Here is a 16,000-nt window from a genome sequence, read left to right as displayed (position 1 = left end):
CAGGCCTTCGTTCCCCCCAAGGGAAGCCCGCTACGCGAGGGTCTTCGTCGCGCTTTCCTGCTGTGCCGAGTGCTGCGCCTTCTTGTGCACCTTGTGTTTTTTCCGGTGTTTCTGGGTGGCCGCTGCCAGTTGAGTACCGGCCTTGGTTACACTGATGCCCTGCGTCGTCGGTGCCGGCCGGGCCTGGGCCATGGCTGCCGGAATCATCGCGCCCTGCGCCACGATCACCGACAGCGCCAGTGCGACGAAATGTCTGGGTTTGAACATTGTTCCTCTCCCTGTAGAACCAAGATTGAATGCGACCTGGGCAGCACTTGCTCCGCAGCAAGTCGTAACAAAATATTTCTCGATTTCACCGTGACTGGATACCTGTCAGAAATGACAGTTCCGACGAACGGTAGCCGTGCTCGACCCGTATCGGCAGGAAACGCGGCGAACCACCCGATCCGCTCGTTCACGGCTGCCGGGGAAATTGGGGATTGCTCCAGGCCGGGCTTCTGGTATCTGATGAAGCACTTTCCTTCCGTGTAAAAGGACCTCCAGCATGAGCTATCGCCTCCTCGGTCACTCCGGACTCAAGGTCTCCACCCTGACCCTGGGCAGCATGATGTTCGGTGAGCAGACCGATACCGAGACTTCGCTGCGCATCATCGAAAAGGCCTGGGACCAGGGCGTCAACTTCATCGATACCGCGGATGTCTACAACGCCGGGCGCTCGGAGGAAATCGTCGGTGAAGGCGTGGCGCGCCATCGCCACGACTGGGTCATCGCCTCCAAGGTCGGCTTCGGCCCGGCGGATGGCACCCCGAACCGCCGGGGCCTGAGCCGCAAGCATATCTTCAATGCCATCGAGGCCAGCCTCACCCGCCTGGGCACCGATTACCTGGATATCTACTACCTGCACCGCGAGGACCACGACACGCCGCTGGAGGTCACCGTAGCGACCATCGGCGACCTGCTGCGCCAGGGCAAGATCCGCTACTGGGGCCTGTCGAACTATCGTGGCTGGCGAATCGCCGAGGTGATTCGCGTGGCCGAGCGGCTCGGTGTCGACCGGCCGGTGATCAGCCAGCCGCTGTACAACATCGTCAACCGCCAGGCCGAAGTCGAGCAGATCACCGCCGCCGCGGCCTATGGCCTTGGCGTGGTGCCCTACAGCCCGCTGGCCCGCGGAGTACTCAGCGGCAAGTACGCCCCGGACGTGGTACCGGACGCCAGCAGCCGTGCCGGACGCCAGGACCGGCGTATCCTCGAGACCGAATGGCGACCGGAGTCCCTGCGTATCGCCCAGCAGATCCAGCAATACACTCAGGGCCGCGGCGTCGGCATCGTCGAGTTCGCCATTGCCTGGGTGCTGAACAATGCCGCGGTCAGCTCGGCGATCGTCGGTCCGCGCACCGAGGAACAGTGGGACAGCTACACCCGGGCGCTGGACGTGAAAATCAATGCCGAGGACGAAGCCTTCATCGATTCGCTGGTCACCCCGGGGCATGCCTCGACACCCGGTTTCAACGATGTCGGCCACTTCGTTTCCGGGCGCAAGCCGCTCGAAAAGTGATGGTCAGCGCGGCGAGGCGCGCATGCGCCCTCGCCCGTCGCGTTGCCACGCTGGATAAATGCCGCTGAACGCGCCATCCTGCGCGCCTTTTCTCCAGCGCGGCGAATGGCTGCCGCGCCCGAACCAGCAAGGATCCTCCCATGCAAGACCAGCCACTGAACGACGCCGACTTCGAGTTCATCGAAGACACGCTGCTCAAATACGGCGACGACCACTCCGTCCTCAATCCTTCCGAGCTCGACGGCTACCTCACCGCATTGGTGTCCGGCCCGCTGCCGGTCGATATCTCGGTGTGGTTCCCGGCGATCTGGGGCGACCAGAATCCGAACTGGGAAACGCCCCAGGAGTGCAAACGCTTCATCGACCTGAGCGTGCGCCACATGAACGCCCGGGCAACCCGACTGGCCAGCGATGCCCAGGCTTTCAAGGCCCGCTTCGAGGAAACCGAGCATCAGGGCCAGCCACTGGTCCTGGCCGAGGAATGGTGCTTCGGCTATCTGCGCGGCGTCGGTGTCAGCCAATGGCCGGCGTTGCCGGCGGCGCAAGCCCAGTGGCTGGACGCGATCACCCTGTGCGCCGAGCAGGACAACTTCGAACTGCCGGCCGACCTCGACGTGGTCCTGCATCGCCAGCGCGTGGCGGCCATCGAGCCGGCGGCGCGTGGGTTGCATGATTTCTGGGCTCAGCAGCGCTAGGGTCTGTGTGGCTAATTCGCATCCCCAACTCTAGAGGTAATGTCTTTGCGCTCGCCCGGGCGACGCTCGAAAAACTTCGTAGAACCCCCGGGTATCAACTGACCAAATATTATCTTTCGCAATAAGCCAATAATGGATTGGCGATAAATAACCAAAACTTTTTATCGCCAATCACGATATAAAGAAACTCTCATTTTACACTTCGCTATTAATCAGCCCTGATACAAAATTAACTGGCATTTTGCCCGTATTGTTCATTGCATATTCGTTCGCGCCTGCTTAACTGCAAACGCTGCCAACCCGGCAGCCCCCCACAGTTACCAAGGAAGGCATCGCCATGAACAAACCCGCCACTCACCCCATCACCCCGTATGGGGTAGCCATCCATGACGCGATCACGGAAGGCAATCTGCAACAAATGAAAACGCTGTTGAAACAACGGGACGTTTCCAAGCCGGAAAACAAGGAGTTGCACAGCGCCTACGAAAAACTGGCCAAGGAAGTTTCTCGCCTGGAAAAACACTGAAGTTATTTTCCGAAGTATTGCAATGGAGGCAATCACCATGTCCGCTACTCTTCAGCAGCCAGTCGGCCTGTTTCCGCTCGCCTACCGGATCGGCACCGGCCTGGCTGGCGCACCCGGCGTCAATCTCAATCTTCTGGCCTTCAGCCCCGAGCAGCGCCTGACCGGCACCGCCGCGGTCACCCAGGCCACCAACCCGCCGCTCAACCTGGACGTCGATGTCTGGGGCGAGTACAGCTACCTCACCGTGATGCAGCCCGGTGTCAGCAAGATCCTGCTCAGTGTCCAGGGCAATCACGGGGGCCAGGGCTCCAACTCGATCATCAGCTTCAAGGCGCATCTGGTCGTCGGCAGCGACTGGAAGGAAGGCGTCGCCAACTATACCTACTTCGATGGCCAGCGCTGGGTCGAAGCCAGCAACGTGCCGGCCCATCTGGTCAGTGGCGTGCGCTCGCACGTCCAGCCCCTGCCGCTGGAGCCAGGCCCTGTGCTCCAGCCGCATCCGCCGATTCTGCCGCTGTATGCCGCGCCGATTCAGACGGCCATTGCCGCTGGCGACCTGGCCCAGTTGAAATCCCTGGCGAACCTGGCCAGGCACCAGTTGGACCAGCAACCGCAACTGCAGGCCGCGCTGGACAACCTCAAGAGCGAGATCAGCCGCCTGGAACGCCGCTGAGCCGCCTGTCCTGAATTCACTTCAAAGGAGCTGCATCATGTCTGTAGGACTCTTTCACACACGCCTGAACATCAGCCAGCCGCTGATCGGTGCACCGGTGCTGACCCTCGACCTGCTGGTCGATACGGTCCGCAGGAAAGTCAGCGGTATCGCCAACCTCTTCCAGAGCACCTACCCGCCCATCCACTTCGAGGCACAGGTGTGGGGCAGTTATAGCGAGGCCAAGCTCTCACCCTCGGTCGAGAGCCACATCATCCTGACCCTGGCCGGCAGCCCGAGCGGCCCGCTGAGCCAGATCGCCCAGACCTTCCACCTCAGTGGCATCCTGGAAGCCAACTGGGCCAGCGGCTTCGTCGACTACCGCTACTACGAGCAGGGTCGCTGGCAGCAGGTCCGGCATGCCGCGGTCAGCCAGGCCCTCGAAGCGCCCGAGCAGCACAACCGGCATCCGATCCCGCTCTACGCCGCCGCGATCCAGCAGGCAACGACCAGCGGCAACCTGGCCCAGCTCAAGGCCGTGCAGAGCCAGGCTGAGCAGCAACTGGCGCAAAGCGGCGCCTTGCGCACTGCCCTGGAGCAGTTGAACGCGGAAATCAGCCGCCTGGAAGCCCGCTGATCGCAACACCCCGGGCGCACCCCGCTTGCGCCCGGGCTCTTTTGGTGAATCCGCTCGTGCCACGGCCATCCGGGACGGCACGGGCCTTTCGATGGACTGATGCCGCGCACCTATGGCTGCGCAAGGATTTTCCATGTCAGACAATCGCCCCGCCCGCTACCTCAGCGAAACCGACCTCAAGCGCTATGTACCGGTCCATGTGGTCTGGGAAATCACCCTCGCCTGCGACCTCAAGTGCCTGCATTGCGGGTCACGCGCCGGCCATCGACGCCCCGATGAACTCAACACCCGGGAATGCCTGGACGTGATCGATGCCCTCGCCGCCCTCGGCACCCGCGAGATCACCCTGATCGGTGGGGAAGCCTACCTGCGCAAGGACTGGACCCGATTGATCGCGGCCATCCACGGCCACGGCATGTACTGCGCGATCCAGACCGGTGGCCGCAACCTGACCCCGGCCAAGTTGCAGGCCGCGGTCGAGGCCGGGCTCAATGGCGTGGGTGTGTCGCTGGACGGCCTGGCCCCGCTGCACGACAAGGTGCGCAATGTGCCAGGCTCCTTCGACAAGGCCGTGGACACCCTACGCCGGGCGAAACAGGCCGGGCTGGCAGTGAGCGTCAACACCCAGATCGGCTCGGCCACCCTGCCCGACCTGCCCGAGCTGATGGAACTGATCATCGGCCTCGGCGCCACCCACTGGCAGATCCAGTTGACCGTGGCCATGGGCAACGCCGTCGATCATCCCGAACTGTTGCTGCAGCCCTATCAGTTGCTCGAGGTGATGCCGCTGCTGGCGCGCCTGTACCGCGAAGGTGTCGAACGCGGCCTACTGATGAACGTCGGCAACAACATCGGCTACTACGGTCCCTATGAGCACCTGTGGCGCGGTTTCGGCGACGAGCGCGTACACTGGAGCGGCTGTGCCGCCGGCCAGACCGTACTGGCCCTGGAGGCCGACGGCACGGTCAAGGGTTGCCCGTCGCTGGCGACCGTCGGCTTTTCCGGTGGCAATGTCCGCAACATGAGCCTGCAGGATATCTGGCATTACAGCGAAGGCATGCATTTCGGCCGGCTGCGCTCGGTGGAGGACCTGTGGGGCTACTGTCGCGGCTGCTACTACAATGACGTCTGCCGCGGCGGCTGTACCTGGACCTCGCATTCGCTACTGGGCAAGCCCGGCAACAACCCCTACTGCCATTATCGCGCCCTGGACCTGCACAAGCGCGGCCTGCGCGAACGCATCGTCAAGCTGGAGGATGCGGCCAAGGCCTCTTTCGCGGTTGGCCGTTTCGACCTGATCACCGAACGCATCGACACCGGGGAAAGAATCGGCAGCGTCAGCGACAGCGGCCAGGTGATCAAACTGGCCTGGATCAACCAGGGGCGCAAGTCCCCCGAGGAGGGACGCATTCCACCACAACTGGCCCTGTGTCGCGGCTGCCTGCAATACATTCACGCCGACGAGACCACCTGCCCGCACTGCGCCGCCGACGTCGCCGCCGAACAGGCGCGATACCTGCGCGATCGGGCCAGGCAGCAGGAACTGGTCAACACCATCACCCGCCTGCTGGGGACACCACAGACCACCCTGGTCTGATGCTGTCGTACACCCTGGCGCCAAAGGCTGCTTTAATGAGTCGAGCCAAGGCCAACGGGGCCGCCCTCCACACGGTGGGGTGGCCCCGTCCCTCGAACCACTCGACAAGGTAGCCACCGATGGAACGTCTGACCGCGAAAGACTTCGCTCCCGAACTGCTGGAACTCTACGACTACTACGTCCATGGCAGGATCACCCGGCGGGAGTTCATCGACCGTGCGGCCAGGTTCACCCTCGGCGCGATGGCAGCCGCCAGCGTGCTGCAAGCCCTGAGCCCGAACTATGCGCTGGCCGAACAGGTGTCCTTCACCGACCCGGAAATCGTCGCCGAATACATCACCTACCCCTCGCCCAAAGGCCATCAGCAGGTGCGTGGCTACCTGGTCCGCCCGGCCCGGGTCACGGGCAAGGTCCCGGCGGTGGTCGTAGTGCACGAGAATCGCGGTCTCAACCCCTATATCGAGGATGTCGCCCGGCGCGTGGCCAAGGCCGGCTTCATCGCCCTGGCGCCGGATGGCCTGTCCTCGGTCGGCGGCTACCCCGGCAACGACGAGAAAGGCGTGGCGCTGCAGAAGAGCGTCGACCCCGAGAAGCTGATGAACGATTTCTTCGCCGCCATCGAATGGTTGATGAAACTGGATGCCAGCACCGGCAAGGTCGGCATCACCGGTTTCTGCTACGGCGGCGGAGTCGCCAATGCGGCGGCCGTGGCCTACCCCGAGCTGGGCGCGGCCGTACCGTTCTACGGCCGCCAGCCCAAGGCCGAGGATGTCGCCAGGATCAAGGCGCCGCTGCTGCTGCACTATGCCGAACTGGACAAACCCATCACCGACGGCTGGCCGGCCTACGAGCAGGCCCTCAAGAGTGCGGGCAAGACCTATGAGGTGCATATCTACCAGGGCGTCAACCACGGCTTCCACAACGACTCCACGCCCCGCTATGAAGAGGCGGCCGCCAACCTGGCCTGGGACCGCACCGTGGCCTGGTTCCGCCGCTACCTCGCCTGAGTGTCGTCAGAGCCGAAAGCGGTCCACCGATTGCGACAGTTTCCCGGCCAGGCTGGACAACTGGTCGGTGGCTTCCGCCGTCTGGCCGATGACCCGGTTGTTGCCGGCGGACATGTCGGCGATCTTCTCCACCTGATGGGAGATCTCGTTGCTGACCAGGCTCTGTTCGCCGATGGTCCGTGAGATGTCGTTGACCAGTTGACTGGTGTTGAGCGTCGCCTCGAGGATTTCGCGGATGGCCCGTTCGACCTCGGCGGTCACCGCCATGCCCTTGTCGACCTGGGCCACCCCGGCCTCCATGCTGCTGACCGCCTCGCGCGTACTGCTCTGGATACGCAGGACCATATCGGCGATTTCCTGGGTCGAGGCGCTGGTGCGTCCGGCCAGCCCGCGCACCTCATCGGCCACCACGGCGAAACCGCGGCCCTGCTCGCCGGCACGGGCCGCCTCGATGGCCGCGTTGAGCGCCAGGAGGTTGGTCTGTTCGGCAATGCCCTGGATCACCTGGACAATGCCGAAGATCGCCTCGGACTCCTTGTCCAGGGTCCGAATCACCTGCGCCGACTGCTGTGCCGAGCGGGCAATGTCATCCATGTCGCTGACCACCTGGTGAATCACCCGGCCGCCGTTCTTGGCCAGCGCTTCGGCCTGGTTGGCCATGTCCAGGGCCCGCTCGGCGTGGCGGGTGATTTCCTCGATGCTCGCCGTCATTTCGCTGGCCGCCGCCGCCATGGTGCCGGCCGCCTCGCTCTGTTGCTGGCTGCTGCCCGCCACCTGGTGACAGCCGCCGCTCAACTGTTCGCTCATGTCGTTGACGCCATGAGCATTGCTGCGTACCACCTCGATCATGCTGCGCAGGTCACGCTGCATGGTCGCCAGATTGCGGATCAGCCGGGCAGCCTCGTCCTGTTGCCGCGGCTCGTCGATTTTCGTGCTCAGGTCGCCATGGGCAATGTCGGCGGCAATACGGCTGGCGGCCTGCAACGGGCCCATGATGCCGTTGATGACCCAACGCCCCTGGACCAGCAGCAACAGCAGGCCGGCGACCAGCACCCCCGCCAGGACCAGGTTGGCGTTGTTGATGGTGTGCCGGGTACCCTCGCCACTCGACTGCGCGTTGGACTCGATCAGCTCGCTCAGCTTGGCCATCGCGTCCTCCAACTGGCTGAACGCACTGTTGAACGAGCCCAACTGCTGCTGGGCACCGTCCGGGTTGGCAATGGCCAGGTCGACGATATGCTCGGCCGCGCCGATGTAGGTTTCCAGGCTCGGCCTGATCTGGTTCAGCGCCGCCTTGAGCGTGTCGTTGACCGGCAGCTTGAGGTTCTCCTCCAGCACTTCGCGAAAGTGCTTGGCGTGCTCGGTCAGCGAATCGCGCACCTCGGTATCGGAACTGGCGCTCTTGCCCAGCCCCACCAGCATCGCCGACAGCACATCGGCGCGCAGGGCATCGTGCATCATGTCGGCTTCCAGGTGATTGCGCAGCAGGGTCATGCTTACCTCGCTGTCGCTGGTGGCCTGCGCCATCCGCAGGTTGCCCAGGTAACCGACCAACCCCATGACCAGCACCGTGAGCAGGCCGCTGCCTATCAGCAGGTACAGACGCAATCTTATCGACACAATGCAGCCCTCTATCAGCCCAGGACAAACCGGTCGGCCGCAGGAACAGGAAGCGTGCCGACACCCCCTGACGGTTATTTAAGACCATTTTCAGGGTTTGACCGCACCGTTGCGCTGCACAGGGCTATTTCGCCTTGTCGTCCCTGGGCTTGTAGAACAGGAACCTGGCGGTCTCGGCGGTGCGGATGTACTGCCTGACCCAGTCCGGACTGACGCTGCGGTCATGGAAGTACATGGCGCCATGGGTGCGGTCCTCGAGCTGCTGGTTGAGGGCCTTGCGGGCGATTTCCTTGGCAAGCGCATAACGGTCCTCCTCCTGGACATCGTCCGGACGACCGTCGCACCACCAGGAGAACTGGCAGGCCTTCTTCTCCGAGCCCTGCTTGACCACTTCGCAGATGGTCCCGGGAAAACCGTCATGCCCGAGTCGGTTGATCACGACACTGGCGACCGCCTCCATGTCGGCCGGCTCACCGCCCTTGGCCTCCCAGTAGATAGTGCGCGACAGGCAGGTGATGGTATCGGCCACCGCGGCATCGCCAGCCGGGTCCACCGCCTGCGTCTCGCCCCGGGTCAGGGTTGGCGCCTTCGGCTGCGCTGCCGGGCTCTGCTTTTCGGCGGCTTTCTGTTCCAGCGCTTCGGCCTTGTCGATGACGACCTGTGGCTGGGGTTGTGATTCGGCAGCCGCGACAAGCGCGGCTTCGCAGGCGATAAAAGTGATCACAAGACACGCGACTATCCCGTTGAGACGCATGATCGAACCCTGTCGAATGAACCCTGCCCGCGATGGTCAACCTGCCACGGCCGGGCAGTCGATCCGGGGCGGGCTGGCAGGTTCGACCGCACCACGGATGAATCATTCCACCACCGGTTTCACACAAAAGGCCTTGCCTTCACCGGGGCACTATCGCGCATCATGTGCGCAGTTCGTTCGAGGAAGATGTCCATGCGCGCCCTGTTTTCCACTCTGCGTCCAGCCGTGCTCGCCCTGGGGCTGGCAGTCAGTGTCAATGCCCTGGCCAGCGACGAAACGCAACTGCTGCAGTCGATCAACAGCTACCGTGGCCAGATCCAGCGCTGTGGTGGCCAGGCCTCGCTGGAACTGCCACCGCTGGCGGCCGATCCCCGCCTGGTCCTGCCGCCGGACAGCCCTGGCGACCTGCAGCAGGCGCTGACGCGGGCGGCCTATCCGATGGTCAATGTGCAGGCGATCAGCCTGTCCGGGCCGCGGGATGCCGATGCAGCGATGAAGGCCGTGCGCGAGAGCTTCTGCCGGGTGGTGCTGGACCCGCAGTTCGTCGACATCGGCGTCAGCCGCCAGGGCAACGACTGGCGTATCGTCCTCGCGCGGCCGCTGCTGACCGCCCGCCTTGGCGATTCCCAGGCCGAGGGCCAGAAACTGCTGGAGATGATCAACGGCGCCCGCAGCCAGCCGCGCCAGTGTGGCAGCCAGCCGTTCGCCGCCAGTGCACCGCTGGCCTGGAACGCCCTGCTGGCGGGCGCGGCCGAGGGGCATAGCCGCAACATGGCCAACAGCAACTTCTTCGACCACCAGGACCGCGACGGTCACACGCCGGGTGACCGCGCCGAGCTGGCGGGCTACCTCGCCCAGCAGATCGGCGAAAACATCGCCGCCGGCCAGGACAGTGCGCGCAAGGTGGTCGATGGCTGGCTGGCCAGCCCCGGCCATTGCGCCAACCTGATGAACCCGCAGTTCCACGAAATGGGCGGGGCCTATGCGGTCGACCCGAAGAGCGATTCGGGCATCTACTGGACCGCGATGTTCGGCACCCAACAATAGTGCGGCTCAGCCAAGACGCTCCTGAACCAGGGCACTGGCCTGGCGCGTAAGCTGGTCGAGGTGGCGGTCGCGCTTCTTCTCGGCCTCCGCCATCGCCTTGCGGCCGTGCTGCTGCAACAGGTAGGCATGAATCTGCCGCACCTCCTTCGAGCTGTAGATCGGCGCCACGTCGATCACCGCAATCAGGCCGTCGGTACCGTGATCACGAGTGTTCATCAGCACCTGCGGCCCGCGGGCAGCCAGCACCTGGAATCCCATCGCCTCGAAATACGGCACCTTGCCCGCTGAGCAGGCCAGTTCGGCGTGGGGGTAGTGCTCGAACATCCGCGCCAGCATCGCGCGGGCCACACCTTGTCGGCGGCGATCGGCCTTGACGGCCATGTAGGCTACGGCGCAGGCCTGAGCGTCATCCCTGGCAGGCAGATACAGCACAAAGCCCAGCACCTGCGATGGGTCCTCGTCATCCAGGGCCACGACCAGTTCCGCCGGGATGCCCTTGCTGCCGTCCATGGCCTCCAGATAGAGATGCACCTCGTAGCCGACCCCGTACTGATAGAGGTTGTACAACGGGTTGCTCGGGGGCAGCGCGACCTGGCTGATATCGGTGAAATAGTCGACCACCATTTGCAGGATCTGGCTTTTGATCGACTCTGGGGGTGGGGTTTGCAGGCGGGTCAGCGTGAACATCGACAATCGGGCTCCGGGCAAGGGCATGTCCGGGCTCGGGGGGGGAAATGCCCGGACTTGCCCATTGTACCCGGTCTGCCACAGGGGAACGGTGGACTGTCAGGCGCAGCGATTAAGACCAAAAAGTAATCAATCAATAAAAAATCAGTATTTATCGTTATTAGAACAACCACGTACTCTCAGCGCATACCGACACAGGAGAGTCCCCATGCAGCCGACCGATACCGTCATCGACCTCGCCCACTACCGCAAGCGCAAACAGGCGCAGCAACTGGGCCGAGTACTGTGGGCGCTCTATGCACGCAACGCTGGCCAACAGGCGTTCCAATGGGCTCAGGGCGTACGCGCCAGCGAGACCCGTCACGCGTGAACGCACAAGATCCTTCGCGGTTCCTGGCCGGCTCCGATGAGCCAACCCTGGACCTGAACAACCTGCCGGCGCTCGACGAAGACCCGATCTGTGCACGGGTCGCCGAGAACCTGCAGCGCCTGCGCGGCAAACACCACCTTTCCCTCGATGCCCTTGCCCGCCAATGCGGGGTCAGCCGCGCCATGCTCGCGCAGATCGAATCCGGACGCAGCGTGCCGTCGATCAAGGTGCTGTGCAAGATCGCCAAGGGCCTGAAGGTCTCGGTGGCGGCGTTTCTCGAACACCGCGCCTTCGAGGGGGTTGCGGTACTCTCGGCCAGCCGCAGCAAGCGCCTGGTCAACGCCAATGGCACCTTCACCAGCCGCGCCCTGTTTCCCTTCGACGTGACCCGCCAATCGGAATTCTACGAGCTGCGCCTGAGCCCACTGGGCGAAGAGGCATCCGAGGGCCACGGCCCCGGCGTCCAGGAGAACCTGGTGGTGGCCCAGGGCGTACTGGAGATCAGCGTCAACAACGAGCGCTACCTGCTGTCCCCTGGCGACTCGATCCTGTTCTACGCCGACCAGCCGCACCGCTACCGCAACCCCGCCGACAGCGAAGCGGTGGCCTATCTGGTGGTGACCCACCCCGAACGCCTGGACTGAACGACCCGGCACGAAAAAGCCCGGCGTGGATCGCTCCAGCCGGGCCTTTCATGATCGGATCAGCGATCAGCAGGTGCAGCACATCAACGGCATGCCGTTGCAGCTCATCATCATCGGCATGCCGCAATCGTTCATCAGCTTCATCATCAGGGTGCAGCAGCTCTTCATCATGTCCATGTTCATGCCGGCCATCGGCATGACCTTGCACATCATGGCGTCGCCCTGCATGGAGCATTCCATCACGCACTTCATCGATGGCATCGGCATGCCCATCATCGGCATGGGCATCATGCCGTTCATCATCGGCATCGCCATTGCGGTCTGGGACATGCACATCATGCTCATGTTGGCGCAGTGCATCATCATCGGCATGCCGCAGTCCATCATCATCTGCATCATTTGCGCGCTGTTGCGGAACATCGCCATGTCCATGCCCGCTGCCGGCATCATCTTGCACAGCATGCCGTCATCCATCATTTCGCAGGTCATGGTCGCCATCATCATCGGCATGCCCATGGCTGGCATCATCGGCATGGTGTTCATCGGCATTTGCATCTGCATGGCATTCATCATGGTGGAACTCCCTGATCTTCGATAGTTGGATGAAGCGGATGGGGCGGATTCTAGGGAATGCCCCACAGACGACAAGACGCCGATCAAGCAGCAGAAACGACTGCCGAAACGACCGTTGCGCTGCCTTTTATGGAGAGATATCCGTCATGGCAGCGACTTTGCTGCCGAGGCAGACGAGAGAGCGATTCCAGCAGCGCTTCAGGCGCCATGGATATGCTTGCAAGCGCTATACAAATAACCGAAAGAAATAATCAGTCTAAGCAGCGGGGAAATTCTCAACGCCGATGGGCCAGGGAGCGCACCAGACGGTCGCCCAGGCTCTGTACACCCTGCACCAGAATCACCAGCACCACCACCGTGGCCACCATCACCTCGTTGTTGAAACGCTGGTAACCGTAGCGGATGGCCAGGTCACCCAGGCCGCCGCCACCGATGACCCCGGCCATTGAGGAAAAGCCGATCAGCATCACCAGGGTCAGCGTCACACCGGCGAGCAGCGCCGGCAATGATTCGGGCAGCAGCACCTTGAGGATCACATGGCGAATGTCGCCGCCCATGGACAGGATGGCTTCGATTCGCCCCTTCTCGACCTCATCCAGTGCACTTTCGACAATGCGGGCAAAGAACGGAAAGGCACCGATGGTGATCGGCACCACGGCGGCGGTGCTGCCCAGGGTGGTGCCGACGACCAGCCGGGTCAGCGGGATCAGCGCAATCAGCATCACCACGAACGGCAGCGACCGCCCCAGGTTGACCAGCGCCGCCAGGCTGCCGTTCAACCGCGGCAGCGGATACAGGCCGTTGCGGCGGGTGACGAACAGCAGCACCCCCAGCGGCAGGCCGATCAGCAGGGTGAACAACCCGGCCAGCAGCACCATGTAGAGGGTCTCGCCAGTGGCATTGAGCACCAGCTGGAAAATCTCGCTCCAATCGATCGTGCGGTTCATGGCAGTGCCAACCTCAGGCTCGGTGTGCGCACTTCATCGTCGAAGCGCGGAGGGGCGGCCGGGCGCAACGAGCGCCCCAGGGCGGAGTCCGGGTCCGCCAGCAGCCGCGGCAACGGACCGGACTCCAGCAGCCGGCCATGGGCCAGGGAGGCCGCGTGGTCGCAGATCGAGCGGACCACGTCCAGTTCATGGGTGATCAGTACGATGGTCAGGCCCAGGCGACGGTTGATGTCGCGCAGCAGTTGCAGGATCGACTCGGTGGTTTCCGGGTCCAGCGCACTGGTGGCCTCGTCCGACAGCAGATACGCCGGGCGTGCCGCCAGCGCGCGGGCAATGCCTACCCGCTGTTTCTGCCCACCGGACAGTTGCGAGGGAAAGGCCTGCGCCTTGTCCGCCAGCCCCACCAGTTCCAGCAACTCACCCACCCGCGCCTGGCGCTCGGCCCTGGCGATGCCGGCGATTTCCAGGGGCACGGCGACATTGTCGAAAACCGTGCGCGAATGCAGCAGGTTGAAGCCCTGGAAGATCATGCCGATGCGCTGGCGTTGGCGACGCAGCTCGCGGTCGGACAGCGCGGTCAGGTCCTGGCCATCGACCACCACCCGCCCCGCAGTCGGACGCTCGAGCAGATTGAGGCAGCGCAGCAGGGTCGACTTGCCGGCGCCACTGCGACCGACGATACCGTAGATCGAACCGTCCGGAATGCTCAGCGACACCTGGTCGAGGACCGCCGGGCCATCGCCATAGCGTTTGCTCAACTGCTCGACGCGGATCATTGCACGTTGCCCGCGACCGGGATCACCGATCCGGCGTAGTTGTCCTCGATGAACTTCGCCACCTGCGGCGAAACCAGATCCCTGGCCAACTGCTGGATACGCGGGTCATCCTGCAGTTTCGGCGTGGTCACCACGATATTGGCGTACGGGTTGTTGCCGGCCTTCTCCAGGCCCAGGGCATCCCTGGCCGGCGACAACCCGGCTTCCAACGCGTAGTTGCCGTTGATCACCGCCAGGTCCACGTCGTCCAGGGCACGCGGTATCTGCGGCGACTCGATTTCGAGGATCTTCAACTGCTTCGGATTCTCGGCGATGTCCTTGGGCGTGGCCTGGTCGGTGGCCGGGTTGTTGAAGCCGGGCTTGAGCCTGATCAGGCCGTTGTCCTGCAACAGGTACAGCGCACGGCTGAGGTTGGTGACGTTGTTGGGTACGGCCACAGTGCCCTTTGGCGGTACCTGGTCGAAGCTTTTGTGCCGATGTGAATAGATCCCCAGCGGCTCGATGTGCACGGTCGCCGCCACGGCGAACTTCTGGCCCAGGGCCTGTTCCTGGGAGTGCAGGTACGGCAGGTGCTGGAAGTAGTTGGCATCGACATCGCCATGGGCCAGCAACTCGTTGGAGTTCACGCCGTTGGGGATCTCGATGACCTTGAGGTTCAGTTGCGGGTCGAGCTTCTGCACATAGGCGAGGATCTGCGCATGGGGCACCGGGTCGGCGGCCACCCGCAAGGGCTCGGCCGCCAGGGCGGTGAACGAAGAGCAAAGTCCGGCCCAGACCGCCAGGGTCGATGCGGTTTTTTTCAACATGCTGATAGTCCTTGATCGGGTGTAGGGGTCAGGCGCTGACGGCCCTGGGCGCCAGTGCATCGGCATAGAAACGTTGGGCGACATCGGGGTGCGAACGCAGGCGGCCCTTGAGGTAGTTCCAGCCGACGTCGCGGAACAACGGGTTGTCCGGATCGCTGGCCGGTCCGCGGGCCTCGCGCAACAAGGCGGTCGGCAGCGGGTACAGCGGCACCACCGCATCCAGTTGCGCACCGAGGAAGAAGGCGATCGACAGCCGCTCGCTGCCCGCCGGCGGCGACTGCACACGATGTACCGTGGCACGCAGGTAGCCATTGGTGGCCAGTTCCAGCAACTCGCCGATGTTCACCACCAGGGTGTTGTCCCGAGGTAGTGCATCGATCCAGCGGCCCTCCTCGACTTCCACCTGCAGGCCGGCCTGCCGGTCCTGCAGCAGGAAACTGAGGAAGCCGGAGTCCTTGTGGGCTCCGACGCCCTGGTTGCTCTCGTTCGCCGCGCGACCGGGGTAACGGATCAGCTTGATATGTTCGTTGGGCTTGTCGCCATACAACGGGTCGAAGGCCCCTTCGGGCAACGACAGCGCCTCGGCGAAGGCCCGCAGCAGGCGCAGTGACATGCCGGTCATGGCCTGCTGCCATTCGAGCAGCAGCGGCTTGAGTTGCGGCAACGCCTGCGGCCACAGGTTCGGCCCCTGCAGGCGGGCCCAGGTCGGCGTGTTTGCGTCCACCGCGAGCGCCTGGCGTTCGGCGCCGACATCGAACTGTTCGCGCAGGTCCGGCTGGCCCCGGGTGATCTCCGACGCGGCGCGGTTGTAGCCACGGAAATGTGGCGAATGGATCATGCCGACGGCGGCCTTTTCCTCGTCGGGCAAGGCGAAGAACTGCCGGGCATGTTCCTGGACCTGCCGCAGCAGGCCGCTGTCGACGCCATGACCGGTCAGGTAGAAGAAGCCAACGTCCCGTGCCGCGTGACGCAGCGCATCGAGGAAGTCCTGGCGTTGTTCGGCGTTGCCATCGAGCGCCGAGAGGTCCAGCAGCGGTAATGCGGTGATGTCCAACGGCTGCGGCATGTTTCACTCCCTGTGATCGGAACGGATGGGGCTTTCCA

The 16,000-nt window shown here is 63.8% G+C and carries 19 protein-coding genes and 1 pseudogene; 10 read left to right on the top strand and 10 right to left on the bottom strand.

Features of this window, described 5'->3' with window-relative positions:
• Nucleotides 1–30: 30 nt before the first annotated feature.
• A complete protein-coding gene (locus ACM62G_RS27050; RefSeq protein ID WP_273820820.1) occupies nucleotides 31–267 on the bottom strand; it encodes a hypothetical protein in 237 nt (78 codons plus the stop codon).
• Between the two features lie 277 nt (nucleotides 268–544).
• Here ACM62G_RS27050 and ACM62G_RS27045 point away from each other — a divergent pair, with 277 nt between their 5' ends.
• The 7 genes from ACM62G_RS27045 (at nucleotide 545) to yghX (ending at nucleotide 6,672) form a co-directional block, all read left to right on the top strand.
• On the top strand, nucleotides 545–1,558 hold the full coding sequence (locus tag ACM62G_RS27045) for an aldo/keto reductase (RefSeq protein ID WP_273820821.1): 1,014 nt from the start codon (nucleotides 545–547) through the stop codon (nucleotides 1,556–1,558).
• Nucleotides 1,559–1,698: 140 nt separating this feature from the next.
• Nucleotides 1,699–2,253, top strand: coding sequence for a UPF0149 family protein (locus ACM62G_RS27040; RefSeq protein ID WP_273820822.1), 555 nt, complete (start codon nucleotides 1,699–1,701; stop codon nucleotides 2,251–2,253).
• Between the two features lie 337 nt (nucleotides 2,254–2,590).
• Nucleotides 2,591–2,779, top strand: a complete 189-nt coding sequence (locus tag ACM62G_RS27035) for a DUF1843 domain-containing protein (RefSeq protein ID WP_054063272.1) — start codon at nucleotides 2,591–2,593, stop codon at nucleotides 2,777–2,779.
• 37 nt (nucleotides 2,780–2,816) lie between these two features.
• Entirely contained in the window at nucleotides 2,817–3,452 is a 636-nt protein-coding gene (locus tag ACM62G_RS27030) for a DUF1842 domain-containing protein (RefSeq protein WP_054063329.1), read from the top strand.
• 37 nt (nucleotides 3,453–3,489) lie between these two features.
• Nucleotides 3,490–4,068, top strand: a complete 579-nt coding sequence (locus ACM62G_RS27025) for a DUF1842 domain-containing protein (protein WP_054063271.1) — start codon at nucleotides 3,490–3,492, stop codon at nucleotides 4,066–4,068.
• Nucleotides 4,069–4,201: 133 nt separating this feature from the next.
• Complete coding sequence (locus tag ACM62G_RS27020) at nucleotides 4,202–5,665, top strand: GDL motif peptide-associated radical SAM/SPASM maturase (RefSeq protein ID WP_273820823.1); 1,464 nt, start codon at nucleotides 4,202–4,204, stop codon at nucleotides 5,663–5,665.
• Between the two features lie 119 nt (nucleotides 5,666–5,784).
• The gene (yghX, locus tag ACM62G_RS27015) at nucleotides 5,785–6,672 is read left to right on the top strand and encodes a YghX family hydrolase (protein ID WP_419736012.1); all 888 of its coding nucleotides are present in this window, start codon (nucleotides 5,785–5,787) and stop codon (nucleotides 6,670–6,672) included.
• 6 nt (nucleotides 6,673–6,678) lie between these two features.
• Here yghX and ACM62G_RS27010 read toward each other — a convergent pair whose 3' ends face one another.
• From ACM62G_RS27010 to ACM62G_RS27000, 3 genes and pseudogenes are all read right to left on the bottom strand, one after another.
• On the bottom strand, nucleotides 6,679–7,404 hold the full coding sequence (locus ACM62G_RS27010; protein WP_419737566.1) for a methyl-accepting chemotaxis protein: 726 nt from the start codon (nucleotides 7,402–7,404) through the stop codon (nucleotides 6,679–6,681).
• Nucleotides 7,405–7,536: 132 nt separating this feature from the next.
• A pseudogene (locus ACM62G_RS27005) lies at nucleotides 7,537–8,292 on the bottom strand (MCP four helix bundle domain-containing protein); the annotation flags it as partial.
• Between the two features lie 124 nt (nucleotides 8,293–8,416).
• The gene (locus ACM62G_RS27000) at nucleotides 8,417–9,046 is read right to left on the bottom strand and encodes a cell wall hydrolase (RefSeq protein ID WP_054060008.1); all 630 of its coding nucleotides are present in this window, start codon (nucleotides 9,044–9,046) and stop codon (nucleotides 8,417–8,419) included.
• 192 nt (nucleotides 9,047–9,238) lie between these two features.
• Between ACM62G_RS27000 and ACM62G_RS26995 the strand changes: the two genes are divergently transcribed.
• Nucleotides 9,239–10,093 carry a CAP domain-containing protein gene (locus tag ACM62G_RS26995; RefSeq protein ID WP_054063266.1) on the top strand — a complete coding sequence of 285 codons (855 nt, stop codon included), beginning with the start codon at nucleotides 9,239–9,241 and terminating at the stop codon, nucleotides 10,091–10,093.
• A 6-nt stretch (nucleotides 10,094–10,099) separates the two neighbouring features.
• Here ACM62G_RS26995 and ACM62G_RS26990 read toward each other — a convergent pair whose 3' ends face one another.
• Complete coding sequence (locus tag ACM62G_RS26990; protein ID WP_419737565.1) at nucleotides 10,100–10,780, bottom strand: GNAT family N-acetyltransferase; 681 nt, start codon at nucleotides 10,778–10,780, stop codon at nucleotides 10,100–10,102.
• Nucleotides 10,781–10,988: 208 nt separating this feature from the next.
• Between ACM62G_RS26990 and ACM62G_RS26985 the strand changes: the two genes are divergently transcribed.
• Both ACM62G_RS26985 and ACM62G_RS26980 read left to right on the top strand, forming a co-directional pair.
• A complete protein-coding gene (locus ACM62G_RS26985; protein ID WP_192842725.1) occupies nucleotides 10,989–11,150 on the top strand; it encodes a hypothetical protein in 162 nt (53 codons plus the stop codon).
• Entirely contained in the window at nucleotides 11,147–11,794 is a 648-nt protein-coding gene (locus tag ACM62G_RS26980; protein WP_054058833.1) for a helix-turn-helix domain-containing protein, read from the top strand. Before ACM62G_RS26985 ends, ACM62G_RS26980 begins: the two co-directional genes overlap by 4 nt.
• 66 nt (nucleotides 11,795–11,860) lie before the next feature.
• Here ACM62G_RS26980 and ACM62G_RS26975 read toward each other — a convergent pair whose 3' ends face one another.
• From ACM62G_RS26975 to ACM62G_RS26955, 5 genes are all read right to left on the bottom strand, one after another.
• Nucleotides 11,861–12,367: a hypothetical protein gene (locus ACM62G_RS26975; protein WP_081009871.1), complete on the bottom strand. Its 507-nt coding sequence runs from the start codon at nucleotides 12,365–12,367 to the stop codon at nucleotides 11,861–11,863.
• A 275-nt stretch (nucleotides 12,368–12,642) separates the two neighbouring features.
• Complete coding sequence (locus tag ACM62G_RS26970) at nucleotides 12,643–13,314, bottom strand: methionine ABC transporter permease (RefSeq protein WP_054063264.1); 672 nt, start codon at nucleotides 13,312–13,314, stop codon at nucleotides 12,643–12,645.
• Nucleotides 13,311–14,090: a methionine ABC transporter ATP-binding protein gene (locus ACM62G_RS26965; protein WP_419736011.1), complete on the bottom strand. Its 780-nt coding sequence runs from the start codon at nucleotides 14,088–14,090 to the stop codon at nucleotides 13,311–13,313. Before ACM62G_RS26965 ends, ACM62G_RS26970 begins: the two co-directional genes overlap by 4 nt.
• Nucleotides 14,087–14,896, bottom strand: a complete 810-nt coding sequence (locus ACM62G_RS26960) for a MetQ/NlpA family ABC transporter substrate-binding protein (protein ID WP_054058835.1) — start codon at nucleotides 14,894–14,896, stop codon at nucleotides 14,087–14,089. Before ACM62G_RS26960 ends, ACM62G_RS26965 begins: the two co-directional genes overlap by 4 nt.
• A gap of 28 nt (nucleotides 14,897–14,924) precedes the next feature.
• On the bottom strand, nucleotides 14,925–15,962 hold the full coding sequence (locus ACM62G_RS26955; RefSeq protein WP_419736010.1) for an isopenicillin N synthase family dioxygenase: 1,038 nt from the start codon (nucleotides 15,960–15,962) through the stop codon (nucleotides 14,925–14,927).
• Nucleotides 15,963–16,000: the final 38 nt, after the last annotated feature.

It is taken from the genome of Pseudomonas sp. COR18 (assembly GCF_048568395.1).
In the GTDB taxonomy this organism is placed as follows: Bacteria; Pseudomonadota; Gammaproteobacteria; order Pseudomonadales; family Pseudomonadaceae; genus Aquipseudomonas; species Aquipseudomonas fuscovaginae_B.
Note: the sequence above shows the minus strand (reverse complement) of the source record. Positions and strands in the feature narration are given on the sequence as shown.

Coding starts and splice junctions, on each gene's coding strand:
- ACM62G_RS26985 (WP_192842725.1), top strand. CDS start 10,989: ATGCAGCCGACCGATACCGTCATCGACCTCGCCCACTACCGCAAGCGC.
- ACM62G_RS27040 (WP_273820822.1), top strand. CDS start 1,699: ATGCAAGACCAGCCACTGAACGACGCCGACTTCGAGTTCATCGAAGAC.
- ACM62G_RS26965 (WP_419736011.1), bottom strand. CDS start 14,090: ATGATCCGCGTCGAGCAGTTGAGCAAACGCTATGGCGATGGCCCGGCG.
- yghX (WP_419736012.1), top strand. CDS start 5,785: ATGGAACGTCTGACCGCGAAAGACTTCGCTCCCGAACTGCTGGAACTC.
- ACM62G_RS27000 (WP_054060008.1), bottom strand. CDS start 9,046: ATGCGTCTCAACGGGATAGTCGCGTGTCTTGTGATCACTTTTATCGCC.
- ACM62G_RS27035 (WP_054063272.1), top strand. CDS start 2,591: ATGAACAAACCCGCCACTCACCCCATCACCCCGTATGGGGTAGCCATC.
- ACM62G_RS26975 (WP_081009871.1), bottom strand. CDS start 12,367: ATGATGAATGCCATGCAGATGCAAATGCCGATGAACACCATGCCGATG.
- ACM62G_RS26990 (WP_419737565.1), bottom strand. CDS start 10,780: ATGTTCACGCTGACCCGCCTGCAAACCCCACCCCCAGAGTCGATCAAA.
- ACM62G_RS26995 (WP_054063266.1), top strand. CDS start 9,239: ATGCGCGCCCTGTTTTCCACTCTGCGTCCAGCCGTGCTCGCCCTGGGG.
- ACM62G_RS27045 (WP_273820821.1), top strand. CDS start 545: ATGAGCTATCGCCTCCTCGGTCACTCCGGACTCAAGGTCTCCACCCTG.
- ACM62G_RS27050 (WP_273820820.1), bottom strand. CDS start 267: ATGTTCAAACCCAGACATTTCGTCGCACTGGCGCTGTCGGTGATCGTG.
- ACM62G_RS27020 (WP_273820823.1), top strand. CDS start 4,202: ATGTCAGACAATCGCCCCGCCCGCTACCTCAGCGAAACCGACCTCAAG.
- ACM62G_RS26955 (WP_419736010.1), bottom strand. CDS start 15,962: ATGCCGCAGCCGTTGGACATCACCGCATTACCGCTGCTGGACCTCTCG.
- ACM62G_RS27025 (WP_054063271.1), top strand. CDS start 3,490: ATGTCTGTAGGACTCTTTCACACACGCCTGAACATCAGCCAGCCGCTG.
- ACM62G_RS27010 (WP_419737566.1), bottom strand. CDS start 7,404: ATGGCGGCGGCGGCCAGCGAAATGACGGCGAGCATCGAGGAAATCACC.
- ACM62G_RS26970 (WP_054063264.1), bottom strand. CDS start 13,314: ATGAACCGCACGATCGATTGGAGCGAGATTTTCCAGCTGGTGCTCAAT.
- ACM62G_RS26960 (WP_054058835.1), bottom strand. CDS start 14,896: ATGTTGAAAAAAACCGCATCGACCCTGGCGGTCTGGGCCGGACTTTGC.
- ACM62G_RS27030 (WP_054063329.1), top strand. CDS start 2,817: ATGTCCGCTACTCTTCAGCAGCCAGTCGGCCTGTTTCCGCTCGCCTAC.